Source organism: Pontimicrobium aquaticum, assembly GCF_005047595.1.
Lineage (GTDB): Bacteria > Bacteroidota > Bacteroidia > Flavobacteriales > Flavobacteriaceae > Pontimicrobium > Pontimicrobium aquaticum.
The window spans coordinates 307,705-332,517 of record NZ_SUPL01000004.1 but is presented as its reverse complement, the minus strand read 5'-3'; the positions used below and the strand labels follow the sequence as shown (position 1 = coordinate 332,517).

The window sequence follows — 24,813 nt, the reverse complement described above, 5'->3', positions numbered from 1 at the left end:
GTTATTAGTTTTTATTAGGAAGATATTGTTTAGGAATAGGGTTTTCTTCGGACTCTTGCATCCAATAAATATTTAGTATCCACCATCTATTACCATCGTTTAATAACTGAATACTATTAATACCTCTCATAAAAGGTTCTTTATCATGTTTGCTTCTGTAAGACTCGTATGTGCTGAATACTTGGGTGATATTACCAAACGTATCTACTTCTCGCTGTAGTTCGATTTCGTAAAACCCATTTTCAACTAGATAATTACCTGAAGTATTTACATAATCATCAGGTGTCATAAAACGAGCATTTATGTTACCTTCTCTGTTTTTTCCAGAAGGAATTAATTTAGCGTCAGGATGAAATAAAAATCTAAATAAATCCCAATCTCTTGCTTCTCCTTTTTCACCTGAAATTACTGCATATAAAGTTTCGAGGGTGCTATCTAAGTTTTTAACTTTTTTAGCATATTTATCATTGCTTTGTTGTGCTGTAAGGGACATGCTGAAGCATAAAATAGTTACAAAAATGATAAATTTTTTCATTGTAATTATGTTTTAATTATTCGAATTTTACTAAAAATTCTTTTAAAGATAGTAAGATAACCGAAAACTTTTAATTAACTGAAGTTTTTCTTGATACGATCTAAGTTACGCTTGTTATCTCTATCTTTTATAGTATCACGTTTGTCGTACAATTTTTTTCCTTTAGCTAAGCCAATATCCAATTTAGCAAAACCTTTATCATTAATAAACAAACGTAAAGGAACGATGGTAAGTCCAACATTTTTCACTTCTTTTTCTAGCTTTTTTAACTCACGTTTATTTAACAGTAGTTTTCTAGTAGCCTTTGGTTTGTGGTTTATATAGTTGCCATAGGCATACTCTTCAATAGTCATATTAACTACAAACAGTTCACCACGATCGTTAAATTCACAAAAACTCTCAGCAATAGAAGCTTTACTGTTTCTGATAGATTTTATTTCGGTACCAGTCAACACAATTCCAGCAGTGTATTTGTCTAGAATTTCGTATTCAAAACGCGCTTTTTTATTAAGTATGTTTATTTTTTTCTGCATGGAGTTCAAAACTACATATTTTATTAATTATATTAATGTTATTAATTGGCTATTTTTGCGACAAAACATATTAAAAATACTATAAATGAAACATATTTTATATAGTCTTATTTTAATGGTTGTTGTTACTTCGTGTAAGCAAGAAAAGGCATTAACAGCTCAAGAGATTGTTGATAAAGCTATTGAAGTTTCTGGTGGAGAAAAATATAAAGCATCAACCATATCTTTTGACTTTAGGGACATACATTACAAAGCTATTAGAAATAATGGCATGTATCAATACGAGCGTGTTTTTAATGATTCACTTGGTAAAATTAACGATGTGCTTTCTAATGATGGGTTTAAGAGGTTTATTAATGAAAAGCAGGTGAAAGTAGTGGACTCTATGGCTGCAAAATATACGCGATCGGTAAATTCTGTACACTATTTTGTGGTGTTGCCTTTTGGACTTAATGATGCTGCAGTAAATAAAGAATATATTGGAGACGCTACTATAAAAAACAAAGGCTATTATAAAATAAAAGTACACTTTAACCAAGAAGGTGGAGGAGATGATTTTGAAGATGTCTTTATGTATTGGATTAATAAAGAAGATTTTAAAATAGATTACTTAGCATACTCATACATGGATAGTCCTACTGAATTAGGTTTACGATTTAGAGAAGCTTATAACGAACGTTATGTAAATGGGTTACGCTTTGTGGATTACAAGAATTATAAACCAGAAGATGGTATCTTGGATTTAATAGCTTTAGATTCACTCTTTGAATCAGGAAAACTAAAGTTGCTCTCAAAAATAGAGAATGTAAATATTGAGGTGGAGTAACTAATCAATAACCAATACGGTATCCGATTTTTCACCGCTTGGAGAAATAGTTACTATATACAGGTTAGCATTATTATTGTCGTCAATATTATCATATTTTTTTTTACCTAGTACAGCATTCACAAAAGCAGGCGTCGTATTGCTGTGTCCAACCACTAGCACCGTTTTCCCTTTGGTGTTATTAGCAAATTCTTCCGAAAACAATTGTCTAGGATCATAAATAGTTACCTCTAATCCTTTTTTCTCTGCAGTTGGTTGTGCTGTTTGTTTAGTACGATTATAATTAGTTGAATACACAGCGTCAAATGTTATATTTTCAAATACTAAACTCCACTTAGCAGCTCTTAAAATTCCTTCTTGTTTTAGGTTTGGATCTTTGTTGGTTTTGTCACTTCTATCTTTTTCGGCATGACGAATAAAGTAATAAGTGGTTGTTTCTTGATTGTTTGATGTGTCTTGTGCAAGTGATGGTAAAGAAAATGTAATTGCTAAAAGTAAGATTAAGTAATATTTCATTGCTATTTTTTTATTGAGTTTAAAGGTAATATTATTTCTCAAATAGTTGAATACGATTTCCATCTGGATCTTTAATAATGAGCATGCGTTTGTTGTCTATTGGGTTTATAACAATATCTTTCTCTGTAATCATTTCTAATTCAATAAGGTGTTTAGACCAATTATCAAAACTTGATGTGATAAATCCAACTTTAAAAATACCTAGAATCAACCCTTTCTTTGTATTGCTTTGGGTTGGATTAATAGAAGATTTGCTTTCAATAAGCTCTATTTTTGTATTTCCAAGTTTTAAATTAGCTTGCTTAATACCTCTTTCTTCTAGATGTGTTTGATTTACAAGTTTAAAATTTAATTTACTTGAGTACCAATCAATTGATGAGTTTATATCTTTCACAACAAAAGCAGCAAATCCACTACTTAAATCCAGTGTTTCTGATTGAGAATTACAAGCATATAAGTTGCATGTTAAAAAAAGGAATAAAAGTATTTTATTTTTCAAATTTCAGTATAATTTTTCCTAAAGATACTTAAATAGTACAGATGTTGCTCAAACTAAAAAATAAGTAACGGATTTTAAATTTATCTTCTCAAAACAAATAAAACAAGATTAATGCTTATTTCTTTAAGGAAGTTATTATTGAATTAGTTATTTTTAAGGTTAGAAAAAGATTAAAGTGAACAAAGCCAATTCAAATAAAACAAATTCGCATCTCAAGCGTAATGAAGGTATTCCGTTTGATGCCAATTTATTTAAGGATATTAATATTAATAAAAGTGCTGTAGAAAGGCGTGCTGCTACTTTAAGTGGAAGACGCTCAGTTAAAAAACAATGGCAAGCTGCTTGGTTGCTTAAAGCATTAAGTTGCATAGATTTAACAACCCTTGCAGGTGATGATACTAAGAGTAATGTACACAGATTGTGTGCTAAAGCTATGTCACCAGTGAGACATGACTTGCTAAAGGCTATGGAAATGGACAATGCTAATATAACAGTAGCTGCTGTATGCGTATATCACAACTTAATTGCTGATGCGGTTGAAGCGTTAGGAGATAGTAACATTCCAATTGCGGCAGTATCAACTGGTTTTCCTGCTGGTAATATTCCTTTAAAAGAGAAGATTAAGCAAATAGAATTGTCTGTAGCTGCTGGAGCTTCAGAAATTGATATCGTTATCAGTAGAAATCTAGTGTTGGAATCTAACTGGAATGCATTATACGATGAGGTAGCGGCATGTAGAAAAGCGTGTGGTGAAGCACACATGAAAACTATTTTAGCAACTGGCGAAATTCCTACCTATTCTAAAGTAGCAAAAGCAAGTTGGGTAAGTATGATGGCAGGCTCAGATTTTATAAAAACAAGTACTGGAAAAGAAAGTGTTAATGCAACCATTCCTATAAGTCTTGTCATGATTAGAGCTATTAGAGAGTATCACGAACTAACAGGTTATAAAGTAGGCTTTAAACCTGCAGGAGGAATCAGTAAAGCAAAACAAGCCTTAAATTGGTTGATTTTAATAAAAGAAGAATTAGGAAACGAATGGCTCAATCCAGAGTTATTCCGTTTTGGAGCTAGTAGTCTATTAGGAGATATAGAACGTCAGTTAGAGCATTATGTGACTGGACGTTATTCGGCAGCGTTTAGACACCCAATGGCATAAAATTTATACAATGAAGATTAAAGAGATATACGAAACGATGAGTTATGGTCCTGCACCTGAAAGTGCCGACGAAGTGATTCAGTTTTTAGATTCACATAACAAAAAATTTAAGCTGTTTATTAATGGAAAGTGGACAAAACCCTCTTCCAATGAGTATTTTGAGACGATTAACCCTTGTACTAAGGAAGTGTTAGCAAAAATACCTGAAGCTAATGAAGCTGATGTAAACAAAGCTGTTACAGCTGCAAAAAAAGCATTGCCAGAATGGGTAAACATTGGTGCTCATAAAAGAGCAAGATATTTATATGCATTAGCTAGACAAATACAAAAGCACTCCCGACTTTTTGCTGTTTTAGAATCTTTAGATAATGGTAAGCCTATAAGAGAAACTAGAGATGTTGATGTTCCTATCGTGGCAAGACATTTTTACCATCACGCTGGTTGGGCACAATTAAAAGATAGCGAGTTAAAAGATTATAAAGAAGTAGGGGTTATTGGTCAAATCATTCCTTGGAATTTTCCATTAATGATGTTGGCTTGGAAAATCGCTCCTGCCATAGCTATGGGAAATACTGTAGTATTAAAACCTGCAGAGTTTACACCTTTAACAGCATTGTTGTTTGCTGAAATTTGTCAACAAATTGGCTTGCCAAATGGTGTGATTAATATTATTACAGGTCATGGTAAGACTGGAGCAACACTTGTAGATCATAAAGAAGTTAATAAAATTGCTTTTACTGGTTCTACAGAAGTTGGTAAAATTATACGTAGAGCCACAGCAGGAACTAGCAAAAAGTTATCATTGGAACTAGGAGGGAAGTCACCTTTTATTGTTTTTGAGGATGCCGATTTAGATAGTGTTGTAGAAGGTGTTGTTGATGCTATATGGTTTAATCAAGGTCAGGTTTGTTGTGCAGGTTCAAGACTATTAGTGCAAGAAAGTATTGCTGATAAGCTTTACAAGAAGGTTAAGGCTAGAATGGAAACCTTACGCATGGGAAATGCACTTGATAAAAGTATTGATATGGGAGCTGTAGTCGCACCAATACAATTAAAGACGATTACAGATCTAGTAAAACAAGGAATTGATGAAGGTAGTACACTTTGGCAACCATCATGGTCATGCCCTAAAGATGGTTATTATTATCCACCAACCTTATTTACCGATGTTACACCATCGTCAACCATTGCACAAGAAGAAATATTTGGACCAGTTTTAGTGGCTATGAGTTTTAGGTCTCATAAAGAAGCTGTTAAGTTGGCAAATAATACACGTTATGGTTTGGCTTGTAGTATTTGGACAGAAAACATCAACTTAGCTTTAGATATAGCACCTCAAATAAAAGCAGGAACTGCTTGGATAAACTGTACTAATGTGTTTGATGCAGCTGCTGGATTTGGAGGCTATCGTGAATCTGGTTTTGGTAGAGAAGGCGGTATTGAAGGGTTGTATGAATACTTGAAACCAAAAGCGGATGAGCTACTTTCTGGAGAGCCTATAAAAGTTGCTAAAAAATCTGCAAGTAAAGCCATGAGTAATGGTCAATCAGTTGGAATTGATAGAACCTCCAAAATGTACATTGGTGGTAAGCAAACACGACCAGATGGTGGCTATAGTACTGTTGTAAAAAGCTCCAATGGCGATTATGTAGGTGAAGTTTCAAAAGGTAATAGAAAAGATATTAGAAATGCCGTAGAGGCGGCCCACTCAAATACTAGTTGGGAAGGAAAAACTGGACATGCAAAGGCTCAAGTACTGTATTATATAGCAGAAAACCTTGCGATTAGAAGAGATGAGTTTGCCAATAGAATTGTGCAAATGACCAATCAAAGTAAATCTTCAGCTCTAGAAGAAGTAGATATATCAATAGATAGAATTTACTATTATGCAGCTATGGCAGACAAATACGATGGGAAAGTACATCACACCATTCACAGTAATGTAACTTTAGCAATGCCTGAAGCCATTGGTGTAATGGGAATTGTTTGTCCTAACGAATCACCATTGTTAGGTTTTATTTCGACTGTTATTCCTGTAATAACAATGGGTAATAATGTGGTGGTAATTCCTTCTGAAAGCATGCCATTTTCTGCTACCGATTTTTATCAAATTCTTGAAACATCTGATGTGCCTGCGGGCACTGTAAACATCGTTACTGGCTCAAAAGAGGAGTTAGCAGAAGTGTTAGCAAAACACGACGATGTAGATGGTATTTGGTATTTTGGCACTAAAGAAGGTTCTAAAAATGTTGAGCTATTATCGGCAGATAATATGAAAAGAACTTGGGTAAACTATGGAAAGTACAGAAATTGGTTAGACAAAACTCAGGGTGAAGGAACAATGTTTTTAAGACAAGCTAGTCAAATTAAAAATATTTGGATTCCTTACGGAGAATAAACAAAAAAGAAAACAAGACATGAGTAGTATTCATATAGAAGCTAAAGTTGGAGATATTGCAGAAACTGTGTTACTTCCTGGAGATCCATTAAGAGCAAAGCATGTAGCAGAAACGTTTTTAGAAGATGCAGTATGTTATAATACGGTAAGAAACATGTTTGGTTTTACAGGGTATTATAAAGGAAAAAAAGTATCAGTTCAAGGTACAGGAATGGGAATGGGAAGTGCTGCTATTTATATTCATGAATTAATAAACACCTATAATGCTAAAAACTTAATTAGAGTAGGAACTTGTGGTGCAATACAAAAGGAGATCAATTTAGGTCAAGTATTATTAGCTATGAGTGCTTCTGGAGATTCTGATGCCAATAACTTATATTTTGAAGGCATGCATTATGCAGCAACAGCTGATTTTGATTTATTATTAAAAGCATACAAGGCTGCCCAACGACTTAATATTAAAACATATAAAGGTTCTGTCTTTAGTACAAATACGTTTTACGATGATGACATACAAAACAGATGGAAAAAATGGCAAAAACACGGTATTTTAGGTGTAGAAATGGAAACACAAATGCTGTTTACTCTTGCTAAAAGATTTGGTGTAAAAGCGCTGTCGATACTTACGGTAAGCGATAACATTATTACAGGTGAGGCAACAAGCTCAAAAGAGCGTGAACAATCGTTTAACGATATGATGAAAATAGCTTTAGAATTGGCCTAATTATTCTTCTTAAACTAAACTGGAATACACAACAGTTAATTTGCTTTTTATTAAAAATTTCGCACAAGCATAAAAAAGTGCTAACAATGACTTCTGTCAGTTTTTAAGGATTATTTCGGGTTTATTTTTGCTCAAAATATAAACCAATTTAATTATGAAAAAAACAATATTTAGTTTAGTAATTGCCTTATTATGTCTAGTTAACCTTAACGCTCAAGATAAAGCAGATGATACAAATACAAATAAATGGCAAATGCGCTTTAGAGTATTGGCAATAACGCCTTCTCCAGGAGATGATATAGAAGGAGCCGATGTGGATATCTCTACGTCATATATTCCTGAATTGGATTTCACCTATTTTTTTGACAAAAACTGGGCAGCCGAATTAATTCTAGCAACCTCTAAGCATGAAGTTGACGTAGAAGGCACTGACCTTGGACGTGTTTGGTTATTGCCTCCTACGTTAAGTTTACAATATCATTTTGCTGGTGGAGAAGTTAAACCCTATGTAGGAGCTGGTGTAAATTACACTATTTTTTATGGTATAAAATCAGGTGATGCAGCAGATATGGATTATGACAACACTTTTGGTTTTTCTTTCCAAGCTGGATTGGATTACATTTTAAGCGATAAGTGGTTTTTAAACCTTGACGTTAAAAAAATATTGCTTTCTACCGATGTTAATGTTGATACTGGAGAAGGTATTTTACCAGTAGATGTTGATGTAAATCCATTGGTAATAGGTATTGGAGTTGGAATGAAGTTTTAAATATGTATTGTAATAAAAAAAGAGCCTAGTTTCAACTAGGCTCTTTTTTTATTACAATACAGCACTTACAGAATAACCTGCTTTTCTAAGGAGTTTAATTACACCATTTTCGCCAGCTAAATGTCCAGCACCAACTCCAAAAAAAGTAGGTTGTTGCTTAGCATAGACTTCAATTTTTGGAATCCAGTTTATGTTTCTGTCTTTTAATAAAACATCTTGGTGTTTTGCAGTCATTTCATTGTTTTCGTTATCCATCATATTTAACATTTCGGTGATGTTTTTAGATTTATATACTTCTAATATTTCGGCAAATGTAGCTTTGTCGTATTCTAGATTATCTTTTGCCATACGTATTAAATCTGCGACTTGATCTTTATAAGGGATGCTTTCAAACACTTGTAATTGTTCTTTTATTGTTTCTAGACCATATACGTCTTCATTTTGCTCTTTGGTTACTTTCATTAATTCCAATTCAAACGATTCCATTTGGCAATCTATCATTTTAGGATAGAGCATTGATGTTAAAAAGAAAGGTTTCATATTTTGAATTAAGCCAATAGACATTCCAGCTTGCTTAATAAATAGTGAATCAATAGCAGTAAATTCTTCTTCTGAGACCAGATCTTTTAGGGTCTTTCCATCTGTCATATACATGCCTTTCATTAATTGAGATTGCATTTTAGGGTCGTCCATATCAAGCTCTAAAACCAATTGTGTGGTTTCATCAAGCGCTTTTTTTATATCATTATCTAGTGAAGCATCACAGGTAATATGAATAGTCCCAAATAGATAAGATGGTTTTTCTAAGCCATTTCCTGATATTTTCCAAAGCGTTGAGTTTTCTAGTTGTTGTGCATTCATCGAAAAAGTAATGATAAATACTAAAAGTAATAGAGATGATATGTGTTTCATGGTAGTATAATTTAAGTATTGGTAGCACAATTTGAGAATTTGTTACAAAAAGAAAAGCAACAATCATCATTTTTACGAATCATGCTGCTTTTCAACTAACCAACCAATTATAAGACTGTATTTAAATCAAATTGTTACACGATGTAATATGATTAATGAAATATTTAAAAAAGTTAAACGTCCATTTACTTTTGCACTGTTTACTTTATAAGTGTTTTAGTGTTTGCAACACCAATTTTATTAGCTTTTTTGCTTTTAGTTTATATACGTTGTGTTTTTAAGTAAAGATTATTTATAGATACTATTTAAGCTTTATTTAAGAGTCTAATGACGTTTAAAAAAAAGCAACAATCATCATTTTTATGAATCATGTTGCTTTTTTTACTAACCAACCAACCTACTTATGAAAATTTATATGACCATTGATTAAATTTCTTCAACCAAATCATTTTGATTTCTAAATACTAATTTGTCGTCAAAGGCATCTAGTAGTATAATGCTATCAGTACTTACTGTTCCTGCTAGAATTTCTTTACTCAACGCATTTAAAACTTCTTTTTGAATAACCCGTTTTACTGGTCTAGCGCCATATTCTGGATTATATCCTTTTTCTGCTAGATATTGAATTGCTTCTTGGGTTGCATCAAATGTAATGCCTTGTTGTGCCACCATTTTGGTAACAGACTTTAACTGTAGTCCAACAATATCAACAATATTTTCTTTTGTTAAAGGCGTAAACATAATGGTATCGTCAATTCTGTTTAAAAACTCAGGGCGTACACTTTGTTTTAATAAAGCCAATACATCAACTTTTGCAGCTTCCATGGCAGAGTCTATATCTTTTGTGGCTTCAAAACGCTCTTGTATGATATGACTTCCCATATTCGAGGTCATGATAATGATGGTATTTTTAAAATCGGCAATACGACCTTTATTATCTGTTAGGCGACCTTCATCCAACACTTGAAGTAAAATATTGAATGTATCTGGATGCGCTTTTTCAATTTCATCTAATAACACAACTGAGTAAGGTTTTCTACGAACAGCTTCGGTAAGTTGTCCGCCTTCATCATAACCAACATATCCAGGAGGCGCACCAACCAATCTGCTTACAGCATGACGCTCTTGGTATTCGCTCATATCTATTCTGGTCATGGCGTTTTCATCGTCAAATAAGTATTCGGCTAAGGCTTTGGCAAGTTCGGTTTTACCAACGCCTGTTGTTCCTAGAAACAGGAAAGTACCAATAGGTTTTTGCGGATTTTGTAAACCTGCTCTACTGCGTCTTACAGCATCACTTACAGCAATTATGGCTTCCTCTTGACCTACAACACGTTTGTGAAGCTCGTCTTCTAGCTTCAATAATTTTTCACGATCTGATTGCAGCATTTTAGTTACAGGAATTCCTGTCCATTTTGCTACTACTTCAGCAATATCTTCATAAGTTACTTCTTCTTTTATTAAAGAATTTTCAGCTTGTTCTTGTAATTTTTTTTGAAAAACCTCTAATTGTTCTTGAGCTTCTTTAATTTTTCCATAACGTAATTCTGCTACTTTTCCATAATCACCATCACGTTCGGCACGTTCGGCTTCAAGTTTGTAGTTTTCAATCTCTTGTTTTGTGTTTTGGATGTTTTCAACTACTTCTTTTTCACTTTTCCACTTCGCATTTAAGTCATTACGAGTGTCTTTAAGGTTAGCTAAATCTGATCTAAGCGATTTAAGTTTCGACTCATCTTTTTCACGTTTAATGGCTTCAATTTCAATTTCTAACTGCATAATTTTTCTATCCAACACATCTAATTCTTCTGGCTTTGAATTGATTTCCATACGCAATTTAGAAGCTGCTTCGTCCATTAAATCAATGGCTTTATCTGGCAAAAAGCGATTTGTGATATACCTGTTTGATAACTCAACAGCACCAATAATAGCATCGTCTTTAATACGAACTTTGTGGTGTGTCTCGTATTTTTCTTTAATACCACGTAGAATAGAAATGGCACTTTCCGTGTCTGGTTCATCAACCATCACTTTTTGGAAACGACGCTCTAATGCTTTGTCTTTTTCAAAGTATTTTTGATACTCATCTAAAGTAGTAGCTCCAATGGCGCGAAGTTCACCACGTGCTAATGCTGGTTTTAAAATATTTGCAGCATCCATGGCACCTTGACCACCACCAGCGCCAACAAGCGTATGGATTTCGTCTATAAACAATACTATGTCTCCATCACTAGTAGTTACTTCTTTGATAACTGCTTTTAAGCGTTCTTCAAATTCACCTTTATATTTGGCGCCAGCGATTAATGCTCCCATGTCAAGTGCAAAAATTTGCTTATTTTTTAGGTTTTCAGGAATGTCTCCATCAATAATTCTGTGCGCTAAACCTTCTGCAATGGCTGTTTTACCAGTTCCAGGTTCTCCAACAAGAATAGGATTGTTTTTGGTGCGACGTGATAAAATTTGAAGGATTCTACGTATTTCTTCATCACGACCAATAACAGGATCTAACTTCCCATCTTTTGCTAATTGATTGAGATTTTTAGCATATTTATTTAAAGAGTTATAGGTTTCTTCCTGACTTTGTGAGGTTACTCTATCTCCTTTTCTTAATTCATCAATAGCAGCTTGTAGATCTTTTTCGGTAATACCTTGATCTTTTAGCATTTGTGCTATTTTACTTTTAGATTTAAACACAGCTAAAATAAGATGCTCTATAGATACAAAGTCATCTTTCATTTTCTTTGCAATGATCGATGCTTCGTTTAGAGCAGTTCCTGCGTCTCTAGATAGCATAATATCGCCACCAGAAACTTTTGCAAAGCTTTCTAGTTGTTTGTCTAAAGCTTGTTGAAGCAGTGGTACGTTTACATTCAACTTTTTTAAAATGAATGGCAACACGTTTTCATCAACTTCAAAAATGGCCTTAAAAACATGCTCATTTTCTATTTGTTGATGGCCAAAGCCTTGAGCAATTTGTTGCGCTTGCTGTATGGCTTCTTGCGATTTTATGGTAAAATTATTTAAGTTCATAAGGTTGTATTTTTCTTTTCTGAGTAGTTTTGTTCAATAACCTTACCAATACATTTTGAACGACAATTTGTCTGTGTAAAGCAGAATTAATGTGACTTTTCGTCAGTTTGTAAGGTTAGGGTTTTTAAGCGACCTACTATTAATTATGGGATTATTTAAGAATATTTTTAAGGCTTCTAAGTCTAAAGAGGAAAAACAATTGCCTTGGATTGCTTTGCATTCTATTGAGCAATTACAGTCTATAGAACAACAATCTAAAAACAAAGCACAAGTTGTTTTTAAGTACTCAACACGATGTGGTATAAGCCGAATGGTAATGAATCAATTTATTAGTGCTTATGATATTGATACAGATATAGATTTATACTATTTGGACTTGTTAAGTTATCGAAATGTTTCTAATGAAGTTAGTTATAAGTTTCAGGTCATACACGAATCACCTCAAATATTAGTAATTAAAAAAGGTGTAGTGGTTGCTCATGCTAGTCATGGTGCTGTTAATGGTTTAGATTTAAGCCAGTTTGTTTAAAGGTCTTTTATAGTTTATAGATGATTACTACTCTTGATTTTATATGTAAAAGTTAACTTATATTTACTGCGTAATGTATATTTTTATAAAAAAAATTACTTTTCCTCATGATAAGACTTACTATCTGTTGGAGCTTTGATTCTGTCAAACATCCCGTAATCTCTTACAATTTGCGCAACTCGTAAATGATAATCTTTAAAAATATATTTCCTTCCTTTTAATTGAGCACTTCTATGTATTTCTAGACGTCTCCACCTCTGTATAGCTTCTTCATTTTCCCAAAAGGATAAGGATAACAGTTTTTTAGGATGGTAAATACTCTGAAACCTCTCAATAGAAATAAACCCCTCAATTTTTTCAAGTTCTGGTTTAAGATGTAGGGCAATATCTAAATACTCATTTTTATAACTGTTCTCGAGTATAACTTCAAATATCACGGCAATTGTATGTCTGTTCATTTTTTTATATTTATTTTGGTTTTTAGGAAGAAGAGTGTTTCAGCATATAATTGATGACGACTTTTCTCGAGATGCATAACATGTGTACCCTTTTTAATAATAATATATTTTTTGAAAGGAGTCTTTTTCATTTCCATAAAAATTTTGTTTGCATCTTCTTTATTTAATACGGTGTCCCACTCTCCACGAATTAATAAAGTAGAATTCTTGATTTTGGATGCCTCAAAAAAACATTTACCGTTCCAACAATTATATAGGTCTTTCTTCCAAGCTGAAGGATACCTAATTGAAGCTGGATTTCTGTTGGTTGCTGTTGGATCACTTTTAAGCCAATCAATTTTCCATTTAGTAAATATCTCATCTTCCAAGGTCATTTGCTTTCCTTCTGGAATTCCACTTATAAATTGTTCTATCCTTTCTTTTGGCGTTAAATCTATATAAGATACTATTGGCTTGCTCCAAGATGTAGGTCCAATTCTTTGAGCAACAGGAGCAAATAATACGAGCTTATCAATTTTTTCAGGATGTATAGTCGAATAATAGCCCGAAACTGCGGCTCCCCAGGAATGACCAATAAGATGTACTTTGTTAATTTGAAGTTTCTTCAGAATGAAGTCTATAGCAATATCTATATCTTCAATGACATCTATTCCACCACTATTATTGGCAAATTCAGTACCTTTGTCAGACATATAATTGTATCTGTCTGACTTGCCATATCCCAAAAAATCTAAGGAAAAAGCATTGTATCCAGCTTCTGAGAGATTGCCAGTCCAAGAAACTCCGTTCATCTTAAACCCTGAAGCTAACTCTGATGGAAATGAAGCACCGTGAATAAACAAAATAGCCTCATTAAAACTATCGTGTTTTGGCTTCAGATGTGTAATATTTAGCATTTTCCCATCAACTCTACTGTTTATTTTTATATCCTCCTGCTGCGCCATAATTAAAAATGGCTTAATAGTTATTATCATAAGTAAAAAATATAATCCTACTGTTCTCATATTTTATTTTTTTTCAAAAGTATGAGCAGAAAAAACAAAATAGTTCAGTGTAGAATGAATTATAAAATATTATTGCATCTATCTTTGCAATATGGAAGTGGAAAATCAATTTTCTAAAATAGCATCACTCATTGGTGACAAAACTCGTTCTATAATGCTATGGTCTTTATTAGATGGAAAAGCATATACTGCAACAGAATTAGCAGTTTCTGCTAATATTACACGACAATCTGCAAGTAATCACTTATCTAAACTTATGGAAGCTAAATTGATATTGGTTGAAAAACAGGGAAGGCATCGTTATTTTCGGTTAGCTAATGAAAAGGTTGCACAGGTAATTGAGTCTATGGCTAGTTTAATTCTTGATGAGAAAATAGAAATTAAAAAAAGTGCTGAAGCTAAAAAGCTTGCTTTTGCCAGAACGTGTTATGACCATTTAGCAGGTAAACTTTCTGTTGAAATTGTAACCTCTTTAATGGAACAGAAAATTATTACTTTAAATGATAACTCTTTTGAGATTACTGATTACGGCAAGGATTGGTTTGTAGAATTAGGGATAAATGTTGAAAGTTTAAAAAATGAAAAACGTTCATTTGCTCATAAATGCTTGGATTGGACAGAAAGAAGACACCATATTGCTGGTGCATTAGGAGCCGCAATTTTAAAGAACTTCCTTGAAAAAGATTGGATAAGACGAAAACAAAATACACGTGAAGTTATAGTAACATCTTTAGGAGAAAGCATGCTATCCGAAAAATTAAAAATAATGATCTAGAACGCTGTTTGAGTTTCCATAAATATTAGTTAAATAGAGTTATGGTAATCTATGATGGTCATGGTGCTATTAATGGTTTAAACTTGAAAGACTATTAAAGTTAAATAATTGGTAAAGTATATACATAATTAAGAATAAGTATTTGGAATTTCTATTTTTGGTGTATTATAAAAAAGTCATCCATTATGAAAAAAATTGCTCTTATAGCTTTTTTAATATGTTCACTAACAGTTAATTCTCAAGTAAGAGGTGATGAAGTTAGTATTGGAACTAATTATGTTATTTCATCAAAGATCTTAAACCAAGATAGAAATATTCAAATCTATCTTCCAGATAGTTATACTTCTTCTAATGCCGAATATCCTGTATTATATATTTTAGATGGTCAAAGGTTTTTTACGAATGGTGTTGCTATTCAAAAGTCTTTGATGGCACCTACTGCACTTCCAGAAATGATTATTGTTGGTATTAATAGCAGTAGGTCTTTACGACGTACTTTATATGGAGATGATAGCGATAAATTCACTTCTTTTTTAAAAGACGAAGTCATTAAATTTATAGATTCTAATTATAGAACAACTAAAGAACGTGTTATTTTTGGTTGGGAAGCAGCTGCCTATTATATAAGCGAAATGGTTTTAAAAGAAGAAGACTTATTTTCTGGAGCTATCATTACGGATGGAGGTTATGCTTCTGAAGACATTGTTAAAGAATTTAACTCTAATACAGATGTGTATTTGTATATGGCTAATTCTAAAAAAGATATCTACTACGTTGGTTCAACTGACGCGTTTAATGAAATTTTAATTAAACAAAATCCAAAGAATTTAATTTGGAAATACGAATTGTTTAATGATGAAGTGCACCAATCAATGCCACATTTGGCTATGTATAAAGGAATTAAATATTATTATCATAATTACGATTCATTAGTTTTTGAGAGTATTAAAGCCTATGAAGATTTAGGCGGTTTACAGAATGTAAAGTCATTTTTTAAAGAAAGAGCTAAACGCTTTGGAGGAGAAGGTGAGATTGATGATAAAACTAAAAACGGATTGATTTGGCTAGCTTGGAATAGAGATAATTATAAATATTTCAGTTTTTTTATGGAAGAATTTAAAGATGTTTTATCTACGCCAAGATATGCCTCGGCCTATTGGCAAAATAGGTTAGGCCAATTTTATTTAAAACATAAAGACTATAAAAATGCCATCAAGTTTTTTGAAACTGGTCTATCGAAATATCCAAATACCTCATTTGATTCTGATATGAAAGAAGGTTTAGAAAAAGCAACAAATAAAAACTAAATTAGCTAACAACAAATTAAAATTAATATAAAATCCATGAAAAAAATTCTTTTAATATTAAGTGTTCTTTTTACAATTTCAATAACTGCTCAAGAAAGTAAGAATGACGAATTAAGTGGGATTATTAATGAAAAGTTAGATGCTATTTGGGAAGAGTCCAACGCTCCAGGAATATCTATATCAGTTGTATTTCCAAATGGTGAAGCAAAAACATTTACCAGAGGTTATGCAAATGTTGAAAAGAAAATCAAAATGTCAGCAAAGACAAAAATGTTAGGAGGTAGTACTGGAAAGGTTTTTTATTCGGTTGTAGCACTTCAATTAATTGAAGAAGGGAAGTTAAAACTAGATGAACCAATCTATAATGTTATGTCTGAGTACTCTTGGTTTGACAAAATACCTAATGCAAACCAACTAACAGTTCGTTCTTTAATGAGACATGAAACAGGAATTCCTAGATATGTGTTTAGTGAAAAATTTCAAACAGATGTTTTAAAAGATGTTGATAAAGTTTGGAAACCTGAAGAATTGCTATCGTATGTTTTTGATGCAAAACCAGAGTTTGAAGTTGGTAAAAACTTTGCTTATTCCGACACCAACTACATAATATTATGCATGCTTATTGAAAAAGTAACAGGAAACTATATATATGAAGAAGTTCAGAAAAGAGTATTAGATAAAGCAGGATTAAAGAATGTGGTACCGCAAACATCTAGAACTTACAATAATATTGCTCAAGGCTATAATGCTGATAGTGACCCTTTTTACCCTGGTCTACAATTTAATAAAAACGGTAAAAGCAACTATAATTTGCAGTTTGAATGGGCTGGAGGAGGTCTAGTGATTACCACACATGATTTAGCTATACTTGGAAAGAAAATTTATGAAGGCAAGATGTTTAATGCTTCTTTGCTTAAAGAATACTTTAAAGGTGTTAGCGCTGGAAACATGGGAGGAACTTGGGGCTTAGGTGTACACATTCGTGATACACCAAATGGAAAGATTTATGGTCATAGAGGTTTTATGCCTGGATATGTTACTAATATGATGTATTATGCTAAGTATAAATTTGCTGTTTGTTACCAAATTAATACATCAGATAGAACGAAAATGTCTATTATGAGACAACTTCCAACCTTAGGTAGCGTAATTATTGAGGTTATAGACAAATGATATGTTTTACTCATTTAGTATAATAAAGAAACTCCCAAATATATTTGGGAGTTTCTAATTTAATAACTCAAACTGTAAGAATTAATAATATCTTTTAATTTTAGTTTAAGGTCTTCTCCTGTATCATATACCATTTGTTCGTTTGATGGAAATGGTATGCGTTTGCTTTTTACAAGTTTTAAATCTTTTTTAGTTAGTGCTCTTTTATCTCCTCTGTATCTTGCAAACAGGTTTTCAAAAACAAAGCCACTATCTATTGGAAACTCATCTAATGTTTGGTTTGATACCAAATCGGTATAAACTACTTTGGCAATAACCTGTGATGATTTTGTTTGGATAAACTCATTATACTTAGCTTTTGCTGTAAAAATTTTATCAACTTTAATATCATTGCCTAAGGTATCTTTAGCAACATTGCCATCACTATCAAGTTTATACTCCCAACCGTCAACCACATCTTTTTCTCTAATAAACTGACGTTCTTTAATTCTTTCTGGCGAAATATTAATTTGTTGCAATTGTAATTGCATTGCAAAATCATAATTTATAGTAATATCAGGATTTGCATGATAAGTCGTCCAAAATTTGTTTAAACCATAGGTATCAAAATTTAGTAAATCGTCTTCCAATTGTTGAGGTATTATTTGTTGAGTATGATTTTCTATGCTAACAATTACGTAATTAGTACCTAATTCGTGTGCTTCTTCCATTAGTTCTTTAGCATCTTCGTAATTAGGATGAATTTGCTCTATGTATCTATAAATATTGTAAGCTTCTCTTATGTTTGATTTATTATCTGAATCTATTAAGTCGAGACCTTTTTCGTATAAATAATCGGCAGTATTGTTTCGTGATTGTGCAATATTACTACTGTAATCGTTAAACTTAAATTTTATATTTTTTCCATTTACAACTAGCGGTAATACGGGTTTTATGGATTCTTGACGAGTATTTAAATCTAAATAGAGCTCATATATTTTTCTGTAAAGCTCTGGATTATTATCTTTTTTTAAATGCTTTATCGTATTTAAATCACGTTCTACGGCTTTGTTATAAGCGTCACGTAGCATAAAAATATAGTCTTGCTTACGCTTTTTGTTTTTATTAGTTTCTAATTTCTTTAAAGCATTAGCAATTGCTTGGTCGTAATTGCCAGAATTCACTGCTTTTTCTACTTGCTTTCTTCCACTGCATGATATGAGTACTAAAAGTAATATTGATAAGAGTAGTAATTTTTTCATAAACTCAATATTTAGATATTTATAGCTGTTTTTCAATTATAATGCCAAATAAAAAACAACCCTCAATAATTAACTTCTTGAGGGTTGTAAATAATTGTTTTATAGTTTGTTGTTATTTTTTCTTCTTTGGATTGAAAACCGGAAGCAGTTCGTTTTTTACTTGACCAAAACCAATTCTAACATCATCATTTTCACAATAGGCTCGCATAATTACAGTATCATGGTCATTTATAAATTTACGTGTTGTACCATCTTTCATTTTTATTGGCTTTTCACCTTTCCAAGTAAGTTCAAGCATAGAACCATATGAATCTTCAGTAGGTCCAGAAATGGTGCCACTTCCCATCATATCGCCAGAATTAACAGGACATCCATTACTAGTGTGATGTGTTAATTGTTGCGCCATATTCCAATACATATATTTAAAGTTTGTACGAGATACAACAGTTTCTTTTGCACCTTTAGGTTTTATCGCAGCTTCTAAATTAATATCGAAACTCTTTTTTCCTTTAGTTCGCAAATAAGGTAATGGTTTTGGATTTTGCTTAGGAGATTCTACTCTAAATGGTTCTAAAGCATCAAGTGTTACAATCCAAGGTGATATGGTTGAAGCAAAACTTTTTCCTAAGAAAGGTCCTAATGGTACATATTCCCATTTTTGAATATCACGAGCACTCCAATCATTAAAAAGTACTAATCCAAAAATATAGTCTTCGGCTTCTTCAATAGGAATAGGCTCTCCAAAATCGTTGGCATCAGTAGTGATAAAGGCCATTTCTAACTCAAAATCTACTAATTTGCTTGGGCCAAAAATAGGTTTGCTTGCACCTTCAGGTAAGGTTTGTCCTTGTGGCCTATTAATTGGTATATGTGTTGTAATTATTGAAGAACTTCTACCATGATAACCAACAGGTAAATGTAACCAGTTAGGCATTAGTGCATTATCTTCACCTCTAAACATAGTGCCTACATTTGTTGCATGTTCTTTGCTCGCATAAAAATCAGTATAATCACCAACCAATACAGGCATTTGCATTTCAATTTCATCTAACCTAAAGCATACAATTTCTTTATGCTTTGTATTGTTTTTTAAGGTTTCGTTATTGGCATCAAAAATGTCGGCTATACGATTTCTAACAGCTCTCCAGGTTTGTCTTCCGTCAGCAATAAAATCATTTAAAGTATCTTGAAGAAAAATATCATCGGTTAATGGGATACCATCAAAATAGCCTAATTGGTGTAAGGCACCTAAATCTATAGCTGTATCTCCAATTCTAGTGCCAATTGTAATGACATCTTCTCTTGTAAGAAACACTCCAAAAGGGATGTTTTGTATTGGAAAATCAGAATGCTTATTGACGTACAACCATGAAGTTCTATTTGGATTGTTTGCTGATATAGACATAATATATATTGATTGGTTTTTGTTAAATGTTAGTTCAAACCTACATAATTTTTTAGTATTTCATGTGATTATTAAGTTAAAAATGTAGGTTCATTAACACTTAATAAATTAGTTAATAAATAACATAGTAAATATATGTTTTTTGTACAATTAAACTAATGTATTTACTATTTTTGAAGTTAATAACAACATAATTATCATTTATGCAACGCGACGAACAAATCTTTGAATTGGTACAAGCCGAAAAAGAACGCCAATTACATGGTATAGAATTAATAGCTTCAGAGAATTTTGTTAGCGACCAAGTAATGGAAGCAGCAGGATCAGTTTTAACAAATAAATATGCCGAAGGATATCCAGGTAAACGTTATTATGGAGGCTGTGAAATAGTAGATGAAGTAGAGCAAATTGCTATAGATAGAGCAAAAACTTTATTTGGAGCAGAATATGTAAACGTACAACCACATTCAGGAAGTCAAGCAAACACTGCAGTATTTTTTGCATGCTTAAATCCAGGTGATAAAATACTAGGGTTCGATTTATCGCATGGTGGGCATTTAACTCACGGTTCTCCTGTGAATTTTTCAGGAAAACTATACAATCCAGTGTTTTACGGAGTAGATAAAGAAACAGGTCGTATAGATTATGATAAAATGGAGGCAATTGCAAAGGAAGAGCAACCAAAATTGATTATTGCTGGAGCATCAGCTTACTCACGTGATATGGATTTTAAGCGTTTTAGAGAGATAGCCGATAAGGTTGGAGCAATTTTAATGGCCGATATTTCGCATCCAGCAGGATTAATTGCGAAAGGTATTTTAAATGATCCTTTGCCTCATTGTCATGTTGTAACAACTACTACTCATAAAACCTTAAGAGGGCCAAGAGGAGGTTTGATTATGATGGGAAAAGATTTTGAAAACCCATTTGGAGAAACTTTAAAATCTGGAAAGCCAAAAATGATGTCGTCACTTTTAAACTCCGCTGTGTTTCCTGGAAATCAAGGAGGTCCATTAGAGCATATTATAGCAGCAAAAGCCATTGCATTTGGAGAAGCTTTAACGGATGATTTTATGCATTATACGTTGCAAGTAAAAAAGAATGCTGATGCCATGGCAAAAGCTTTAGTAGATAAAGACTATCATATTATTTCTGATGGAACAGATAACCACATGATGCTTATTGATTTAAGAAATAAAAAAATTACAGGTAAAGATGCTGAACAAGCGTTAGTGAAAGCAGATATTACTGTGAATAAAAATATGGTGCCTTTTGATGATAAATCGCCATTTGTAACATCAGGAATTAGAATTGGTACTCCTGCAATTACAACTAGAGGTATGAAAGAGGAAGATATGGCGCCAATTGTTGAGCTCATTGATGAGGTAATTATGAATTACGAAAATGATGCGGTTTTAGAAGGTGTTAAAGAAAAGGTGTATGCTATGATGGCTCACAGACCGCTATTTGCTCAAAACGAGTATCAATCGTAAAAACAAGACTAACAAAGTAAACGTCATTACGAACGTAGTGAAGTAATCTATTGATATTATTACAATTTAACAGATTGCTTTGTTCCTCGTAATGACGCTTTTTAATTTAATTTTGCAGCAAGTGTTTAAATTACTTTTCTAATGGTCCTTCCCAAATTACTTGTTCTATCATCCATTTATCACCACGTTTAGAAAGCAAAATATAATCAATTCCCCACCAAGCAGTAACTTTTGCTGCAGCAATTGAGTTGCCAATACCTAAAACTTCAACAACTTTTGGAGCATCAGGCTTTGCAAATTGTTTTTTCTCTTTTACGTTTGTTGCATAAGCTAAAGCTTTCTCAAAAGACATGTAATCTTGTTGGTCATAATTTCCATCTTTGTTTTTCCAGAACCCAAATTTATTTAAACTAGGTTGTAAGCTTTCTTTAAGTTTGGCAGTGTCACCTTCGTAAAATCCTTCAATGTAATTCATACAGGCTTTTTCAACACCAGCTTTGTTTGTTTGTGCTTGTGTTAAGTTAAGTGCTAGTACGCATAGCAATACGGTAATTAAGCGCTTCATAGTTTTTTGTTTTGATTTTTAATGCTTTAAAGTAAATAAAAGCATGATGTGATATAGTTAAAAAGACGTTAATTATCTTCAAACTCAACACTTTCATAAGCACCTAAATCTGGTGTGGCACTTCTAGGAGTGTTTAAAATATCTGATGATAAATTTCCAAATATAATACCAAAATTATCAGATGGAGAGCCATTTGGAATATTTAGTTGATTATTGTTTGGATCTAGAAATTCTGGATCTTGATTAAAAATTACATTTTCATATAGCAAACTGTTGCTGAAGTCATACACATCACCAGTAAAATTATTACTAGAATTATCGAACTTGATTAAGCTATTGGTAAATTTAAAATTAAAATCATCTGAAGGATCTTTTTCCAGAATTAGTTCTGGATTATCATTTCCGTAAATAATGCAGTTGGTGAAATTTGCAGCATCTAACGGATTTGTAAAAACTGTATTATCCTCATCAATGATGAAATTATTTAATAAAACTGAAGGAAATTGCCTAAAACTGTTATTCCAATAATTAGCAAAGGTGGTATGTACAAAATTATACGAACCTCCATAAGTTCCTGCAAATGAAGATTGTCCGCTATTGTTTACCACCACATTTTCACCATCAATTGAGGTGCCTCTTCCTAAAATTCCAAAATTACTAGAATTATAAATTTGTGAATTTGTAATAGTTAGTTTTGTTGGGTCATCTTGATTACCATCACTTAAAATGCCAATAGTTCCATTTTTTATGGTAGCATGATTCATAACATTATCTACACTATTGTTAAATAGCCAAATGGTTTGCCATTGTCCAGGAACATCTGCAAAATTAGGTTCCAATCTATCACCTTCAAAAATTACTTCGCCTTCTAGAAGTTCTTGGTCTGTACTAGGTACTCCATTAACTTTTAAAGATGCTCCACCAGTAATAAGTAATCCAGATTTAGCATGAAAATGGACTCTTGCGCCAGCGTCAATCGTTAAGGTTTTGCTATCTGCAACCGCAGCATAACCATATATTACATAAGGTTTTTCGTTAGTAAATGTCAATTCATTATCAGCTAAAAAACGTCCTTGAATGGTGGTTTCATCTTCCATTCCATCACCATCAACATCAAAGGTCAAGGTTTCAATAACGTGAATTTCTTCTCCAGTTTCAGAGTCTATAGTTGTAGAACGGTCTGGATAAATAAAATGAGCATCTTTCACCAAGGTTACCAATTCTACTTTTTGTAGATTTTCTCCAGAATCAAACTCAATAGCATCAGTATATAAAAATTGTGTTTGCGATGCTGCCAAATCTTGTATGTCAACAGTTGTTTCAATGAAGATATACATACTGTCTTTGGCGAGCATTTCTATGTTTTCGAAGACTTTGCCAATAGGTTCGTTTGGTGCACCACCAATACCTGTTGTACCATCAATGGTCATTCGGTAGTACGAATTATAACCTTCGCTAAGTTTGATTGAAGGAATTATAATATCGTTATTACTGTTATTATACACCTTTAGATTGTAGGTACTTGAACCAATATTTGTAAAAACGGTATCTAGATAAACAGTGTCTTTAGAAAATTCTAGGGTGCCTGTACTTGCTGAAAATTCAAAATCTTTACGGCATGAACTCCAAAATAAGAGAATGGTTAGGCTAAGAATAAAATAAGATAGACGCTTCATTTTGTAAAAGTAAACTTTCATGTTTATAAATAACATTAGAATAGTTGAATTATTTTTCAACAATTTCTACTTCAAAAAGTGTGTCCCAATGTTTTCCTGTTACAAATATTGTTCTAGTATCTGGGTTATAAGCAATGCCATTTAAAACATCAAGTGTAGGGTGTTGTTTTACCTTATTTTTTAGAGACGAAAAATCTATAACACCTTCAATAGCACCATTTTCAGGGTTAATAATGGCTACGCCATTTTTTTGATAACGGTTAGCGTATATTTTGCCATTTATCCATTCCAACTCATTTAGGTTGCTAATTTTTCCTTTATTTGTATAGGCTTGAAAATGGTCTATTTCAGCTAAGGTATCAGGATTTAAAAGCCAAATACGCTCGGTACCATCACTTTTATAAAGCACGTTGCCATCGTTACAAATTCCCCAACCTTCTTTGCTTTTACCGTATTTAAAGTTGCTCTTTTTTTCAAAAGTATTGACGTCATAAACAAAACCAATACTGCTTTGCCATGTAAGTTGATAAATGTTGTCATTTAAAACAGTAAGCCCTTCTCCAAAGTATTCTTTGGCTAAATCAATATTTTTAAGTACTTCTCCAGTTTTATAATCTACTTTTCTAAGTTTAGATTTTCCTAGTTGACCTGTGCTTTCATATAATTCGCCATTATAAAACTCTAAGCCTTGTGTATAAGATGTGATATCATGAGGATATTCATTTATAATATTAAAACTGTAAATTTTAGGAGCTTCATTATTTAAAACAATGATACTTGTTGAAATAGTTTCCTTTGTAGCGTTGTAGAAAACAGAAGCTTCTATTGTTTGTACACCAAGTTTAGAAGAACTCAAATCTAGAGTGTTTGCAATTTTTGAATTATTAAATTTATAAACTACCGAATCAATAGCAAGCCCTTTTTTATTATCAATAGACAGTTTCAATGTTTCACTTTTGCTAATAGTATTTTTCTTAGCATTAGTTGTGATTGAAAAATTTTTCGATTTTTTTTCAGAATTACTACCACAGGCAATCATAAACATAGGTAAAAGTATGATTGTAAGAAGTTTAAATAGTCGCATTTTTTTAATTGTAATTTGGAGCAATTTATTTATTTAAATTCAGTAAAAAAAATCATTGCGCAACTATTAAAAGATTGTATCTTTGCACGAGGCAAGTCCTACACAACCAGCTCCTGTTGAATCCTCCAGGGCGGGAACGCAGCAAAGGTAAATGGTCGTAGCGGTGTGATGTAGGTAGCTTGCCTTTTTTTGTGCCTTAAAG

23 protein-coding genes and 1 other RNA gene are annotated in these 24,813 nt (G+C 32.5%); 11 read left to right on the top strand and 13 right to left on the bottom strand.

Annotated features, from left to right (window positions below; all coding sequences use genetic code 11):
* Positions 1–4: 4 nt before the first annotated feature.
* Both E5167_RS09375 and smpB read right to left on the bottom strand, forming a co-directional pair.
* Positions 5–535 carry a hypothetical protein gene (locus E5167_RS09375; RefSeq protein ID WP_136843371.1) on the bottom strand — a complete coding sequence of 177 codons (531 nt, stop codon included), beginning with the start codon at positions 533–535 and terminating at the stop codon, positions 5–7.
* A gap of 74 nt (positions 536–609) precedes the next feature.
* A complete protein-coding gene (gene smpB, locus E5167_RS09370) occupies positions 610–1,068 on the bottom strand; it encodes an SsrA-binding protein SmpB (RefSeq protein WP_136843369.1) in 459 nt (152 codons plus the stop codon).
* An 85-nt stretch (positions 1,069–1,153) separates the two neighbouring features.
* On the opposite strand from smpB, the gene E5167_RS09365 reads away from it, so the two are divergent.
* Positions 1,154–1,894, top strand: coding sequence for a DUF6503 family protein (locus E5167_RS09365; protein ID WP_136843367.1), 741 nt, complete (start codon positions 1,154–1,156; stop codon positions 1,892–1,894).
* On the opposite strand, the gene E5167_RS09360 is transcribed toward E5167_RS09365, so the two are convergent.
* Both E5167_RS09360 and E5167_RS09355 read right to left on the bottom strand, forming a co-directional pair.
* Positions 1,895–2,410: a SixA phosphatase family protein gene (locus E5167_RS09360; protein WP_136843365.1), complete on the bottom strand. Its 516-nt coding sequence runs from the start codon at positions 2,408–2,410 to the stop codon at positions 1,895–1,897.
* A 31-nt stretch (positions 2,411–2,441) separates the two neighbouring features.
* Positions 2,442–2,909, bottom strand: coding sequence for a VOC family protein (locus E5167_RS09355; RefSeq protein WP_136843363.1), 468 nt, complete (start codon positions 2,907–2,909; stop codon positions 2,442–2,444).
* A gap of 175 nt (positions 2,910–3,084) precedes the next feature.
* Here E5167_RS09355 and deoC point away from each other — a divergent pair, with 175 nt between their 5' ends.
* The 4 genes from deoC (at position 3,085) to E5167_RS09335 (ending at position 7,959) form a co-directional block, all read left to right on the top strand.
* Entirely contained in the window at positions 3,085–4,068 is a 984-nt protein-coding gene (gene deoC, locus E5167_RS09350; protein ID WP_239021971.1) for a deoxyribose-phosphate aldolase, read from the top strand.
* A gap of 10 nt (positions 4,069–4,078) precedes the next feature.
* Positions 4,079–6,466 (top strand): aldehyde dehydrogenase family protein, encoded by a 2,388-nt coding sequence (locus tag E5167_RS09345; protein ID WP_136843361.1) that lies wholly within the window; start codon positions 4,079–4,081, stop codon positions 6,464–6,466.
* Between the two features lie 19 nt (positions 6,467–6,485).
* Positions 6,486–7,190 (top strand): purine-nucleoside phosphorylase, encoded by a 705-nt coding sequence (gene deoD, locus E5167_RS09340; protein ID WP_136843359.1) that lies wholly within the window; start codon positions 6,486–6,488, stop codon positions 7,188–7,190.
* 154 nt (positions 7,191–7,344) lie between these two features.
* The gene (locus E5167_RS09335; protein ID WP_136843357.1) at positions 7,345–7,959 is read left to right on the top strand and encodes an OmpW/AlkL family protein; all 615 of its coding nucleotides are present in this window, start codon (positions 7,345–7,347) and stop codon (positions 7,957–7,959) included.
* Positions 7,960–8,010: 51 nt separating this feature from the next.
* On the opposite strand, the gene E5167_RS09330 is transcribed toward E5167_RS09335, so the two are convergent.
* Both E5167_RS09330 and clpB read right to left on the bottom strand, forming a co-directional pair.
* The gene (locus E5167_RS09330; protein WP_136843355.1) at positions 8,011–8,871 is read right to left on the bottom strand and encodes a TraB/GumN family protein; all 861 of its coding nucleotides are present in this window, start codon (positions 8,869–8,871) and stop codon (positions 8,011–8,013) included.
* A gap of 426 nt (positions 8,872–9,297) precedes the next feature.
* A complete protein-coding gene (clpB, locus tag E5167_RS09325; RefSeq protein ID WP_136843353.1) occupies positions 9,298–11,901 on the bottom strand; it encodes an ATP-dependent chaperone ClpB in 2,604 nt (867 codons plus the stop codon).
* Positions 11,902–11,992: 91 nt separating this feature from the next.
* On the opposite strand from clpB, the gene ytxJ reads away from it, so the two are divergent.
* Positions 11,993–12,430: a bacillithiol system redox-active protein YtxJ gene (gene ytxJ / locus E5167_RS09320; RefSeq protein WP_317130377.1), complete on the top strand. Its 438-nt coding sequence runs from the start codon at positions 11,993–11,995 to the stop codon at positions 12,428–12,430.
* Between the two features lie 95 nt (positions 12,431–12,525).
* Here ytxJ and E5167_RS09315 read toward each other — a convergent pair whose 3' ends face one another.
* On the bottom strand, positions 12,526–12,888 hold the full coding sequence (locus tag E5167_RS09315; RefSeq protein WP_136843351.1) for an antibiotic biosynthesis monooxygenase family protein: 363 nt from the start codon (positions 12,886–12,888) through the stop codon (positions 12,526–12,528).
* The gene (locus E5167_RS09310) at positions 12,885–13,892 is read right to left on the bottom strand and encodes an alpha/beta hydrolase (RefSeq protein WP_136843349.1); all 1,008 of its coding nucleotides are present in this window, start codon (positions 13,890–13,892) and stop codon (positions 12,885–12,887) included. The genes E5167_RS09315 and E5167_RS09310 overlap by 4 nt, the downstream gene beginning before the upstream one ends.
* A gap of 91 nt (positions 13,893–13,983) precedes the next feature.
* Here E5167_RS09310 and E5167_RS09305 point away from each other — a divergent pair, with 91 nt between their 5' ends.
* From E5167_RS09305 to E5167_RS09295, 3 genes are all read left to right on the top strand, one after another.
* Positions 13,984–14,667: an ArsR/SmtB family transcription factor gene (locus E5167_RS09305; protein WP_136843347.1), complete on the top strand. Its 684-nt coding sequence runs from the start codon at positions 13,984–13,986 to the stop codon at positions 14,665–14,667.
* 185 nt (positions 14,668–14,852) lie between these two features.
* Positions 14,853–15,974: an alpha/beta hydrolase-fold protein gene (locus E5167_RS09300; RefSeq protein ID WP_136843345.1), complete on the top strand. Its 1,122-nt coding sequence runs from the start codon at positions 14,853–14,855 to the stop codon at positions 15,972–15,974.
* A gap of 36 nt (positions 15,975–16,010) precedes the next feature.
* Positions 16,011–17,147, top strand: a complete 1,137-nt coding sequence (locus E5167_RS09295; RefSeq protein ID WP_136843343.1) for a serine hydrolase domain-containing protein — start codon at positions 16,011–16,013, stop codon at positions 17,145–17,147.
* 59 nt (positions 17,148–17,206) lie between these two features.
* On the opposite strand, the gene E5167_RS09290 is transcribed toward E5167_RS09295, so the two are convergent.
* Positions 17,207–18,388 (bottom strand): hypothetical protein, encoded by a 1,182-nt coding sequence (locus tag E5167_RS09290; RefSeq protein ID WP_136843341.1) that lies wholly within the window; start codon positions 18,386–18,388, stop codon positions 17,207–17,209.
* A 112-nt stretch (positions 18,389–18,500) separates the two neighbouring features.
* Positions 18,501–19,793 carry a fumarylacetoacetase gene (gene fahA, locus E5167_RS09285; RefSeq protein WP_136843339.1) on the bottom strand — a complete coding sequence of 431 codons (1,293 nt, stop codon included), beginning with the start codon at positions 19,791–19,793 and terminating at the stop codon, positions 18,501–18,503.
* Positions 19,794–19,996: 203 nt separating this feature from the next.
* On the opposite strand from fahA, the gene glyA reads away from it, so the two are divergent.
* Positions 19,997–21,286 (top strand): serine hydroxymethyltransferase, encoded by a 1,290-nt coding sequence (glyA, locus tag E5167_RS09280; RefSeq protein ID WP_136843336.1) that lies wholly within the window; start codon positions 19,997–19,999, stop codon positions 21,284–21,286.
* Positions 21,287–21,416: 130 nt separating this feature from the next.
* Here glyA and E5167_RS09275 read toward each other — a convergent pair whose 3' ends face one another.
* The 3 genes from E5167_RS09275 to E5167_RS09265 all read right to left on the bottom strand — a co-directional run bounded on the left by E5167_RS09275 (position 21,417) and on the right by E5167_RS09265 (position 24,611).
* Entirely contained in the window at positions 21,417–21,851 is a 435-nt protein-coding gene (locus E5167_RS09275) for a nuclear transport factor 2 family protein (RefSeq protein WP_136843333.1), read from the bottom strand.
* 68 nt (positions 21,852–21,919) lie between these two features.
* Positions 21,920–23,527: a hypothetical protein gene (locus tag E5167_RS09270; RefSeq protein WP_136843331.1), complete on the bottom strand. Its 1,608-nt coding sequence runs from the start codon at positions 23,525–23,527 to the stop codon at positions 21,920–21,922.
* A 49-nt stretch (positions 23,528–23,576) separates the two neighbouring features.
* A complete protein-coding gene (locus E5167_RS09265; protein ID WP_136843329.1) occupies positions 23,577–24,611 on the bottom strand; it encodes a glutaminyl-peptide cyclotransferase in 1,035 nt (344 codons plus the stop codon).
* A gap of 89 nt (positions 24,612–24,700) precedes the next feature.
* On the opposite strand from E5167_RS09265, the gene ffs reads away from it, so the two are divergent.
* Positions 24,701–24,799, top strand: an RNA gene (gene ffs, locus E5167_RS09260) — signal recognition particle sRNA small type.
* Positions 24,800–24,813: the final 14 nt, after the last annotated feature.

What these genes read in the sequence shown, in the direction of transcription:
- E5167_RS09375 (WP_136843371.1), bottom strand. Translation starts at nt 535, where the DNA reads ATGAAAAAATTTATCATTTTTGTAACTATTTTATGCTTCAGCATGTCC.
- smpB (WP_136843369.1), bottom strand. Translation starts at nt 1,068, where the DNA reads ATGCAGAAAAAAATAAACATACTTAATAAAAAAGCGCGTTTTGAATAC.
- E5167_RS09365 (WP_136843367.1), top strand. Translation starts at nt 1,154, where the DNA reads ATGAAACATATTTTATATAGTCTTATTTTAATGGTTGTTGTTACTTCG.
- E5167_RS09360 (WP_136843365.1), bottom strand. Translation starts at nt 2,410, where the DNA reads ATGAAATATTACTTAATCTTACTTTTAGCAATTACATTTTCTTTACCA.
- E5167_RS09345 (WP_136843361.1), top strand. Translation starts at nt 4,079, where the DNA reads ATGAAGATTAAAGAGATATACGAAACGATGAGTTATGGTCCTGCACCT.
- deoD (WP_136843359.1), top strand. Translation starts at nt 6,486, where the DNA reads ATGAGTAGTATTCATATAGAAGCTAAAGTTGGAGATATTGCAGAAACT.
- E5167_RS09335 (WP_136843357.1), top strand. Translation starts at nt 7,345, where the DNA reads ATGAAAAAAACAATATTTAGTTTAGTAATTGCCTTATTATGTCTAGTT.
- E5167_RS09330 (WP_136843355.1), bottom strand. Translation starts at nt 8,871, where the DNA reads ATGAAACACATATCATCTCTATTACTTTTAGTATTTATCATTACTTTT.
- clpB (WP_136843353.1), bottom strand. Translation starts at nt 11,901, where the DNA reads ATGAACTTAAATAATTTTACCATAAAATCGCAAGAAGCCATACAGCAA.
- E5167_RS09315 (WP_136843351.1), bottom strand. Translation starts at nt 12,888, where the DNA reads ATGAACAGACATACAATTGCCGTGATATTTGAAGTTATACTCGAGAAC.
- E5167_RS09310 (WP_136843349.1), bottom strand. Translation starts at nt 13,892, where the DNA reads ATGAGAACAGTAGGATTATATTTTTTACTTATGATAATAACTATTAAG.
- E5167_RS09305 (WP_136843347.1), top strand. Translation starts at nt 13,984, where the DNA reads ATGGAAGTGGAAAATCAATTTTCTAAAATAGCATCACTCATTGGTGAC.
- E5167_RS09300 (WP_136843345.1), top strand. Translation starts at nt 14,853, where the DNA reads ATGAAAAAAATTGCTCTTATAGCTTTTTTAATATGTTCACTAACAGTT.
- E5167_RS09295 (WP_136843343.1), top strand. Translation starts at nt 16,011, where the DNA reads ATGAAAAAAATTCTTTTAATATTAAGTGTTCTTTTTACAATTTCAATA.
- E5167_RS09290 (WP_136843341.1), bottom strand. Translation starts at nt 18,388, where the DNA reads ATGAAAAAATTACTACTCTTATCAATATTACTTTTAGTACTCATATCA.
- fahA (WP_136843339.1), bottom strand. Translation starts at nt 19,793, where the DNA reads ATGTCTATATCAGCAAACAATCCAAATAGAACTTCATGGTTGTACGTC.
- glyA (WP_136843336.1), top strand. Translation starts at nt 19,997, where the DNA reads ATGCAACGCGACGAACAAATCTTTGAATTGGTACAAGCCGAAAAAGAA.
- E5167_RS09275 (WP_136843333.1), bottom strand. Translation starts at nt 21,851, where the DNA reads ATGAAGCGCTTAATTACCGTATTGCTATGCGTACTAGCACTTAACTTA.
- E5167_RS09270 (WP_136843331.1), bottom strand. Translation starts at nt 23,527, where the DNA reads ATGAAGCGTCTATCTTATTTTATTCTTAGCCTAACCATTCTCTTATTT.
- E5167_RS09265 (WP_136843329.1), bottom strand. Translation starts at nt 24,611, where the DNA reads ATGCGACTATTTAAACTTCTTACAATCATACTTTTACCTATGTTTATG.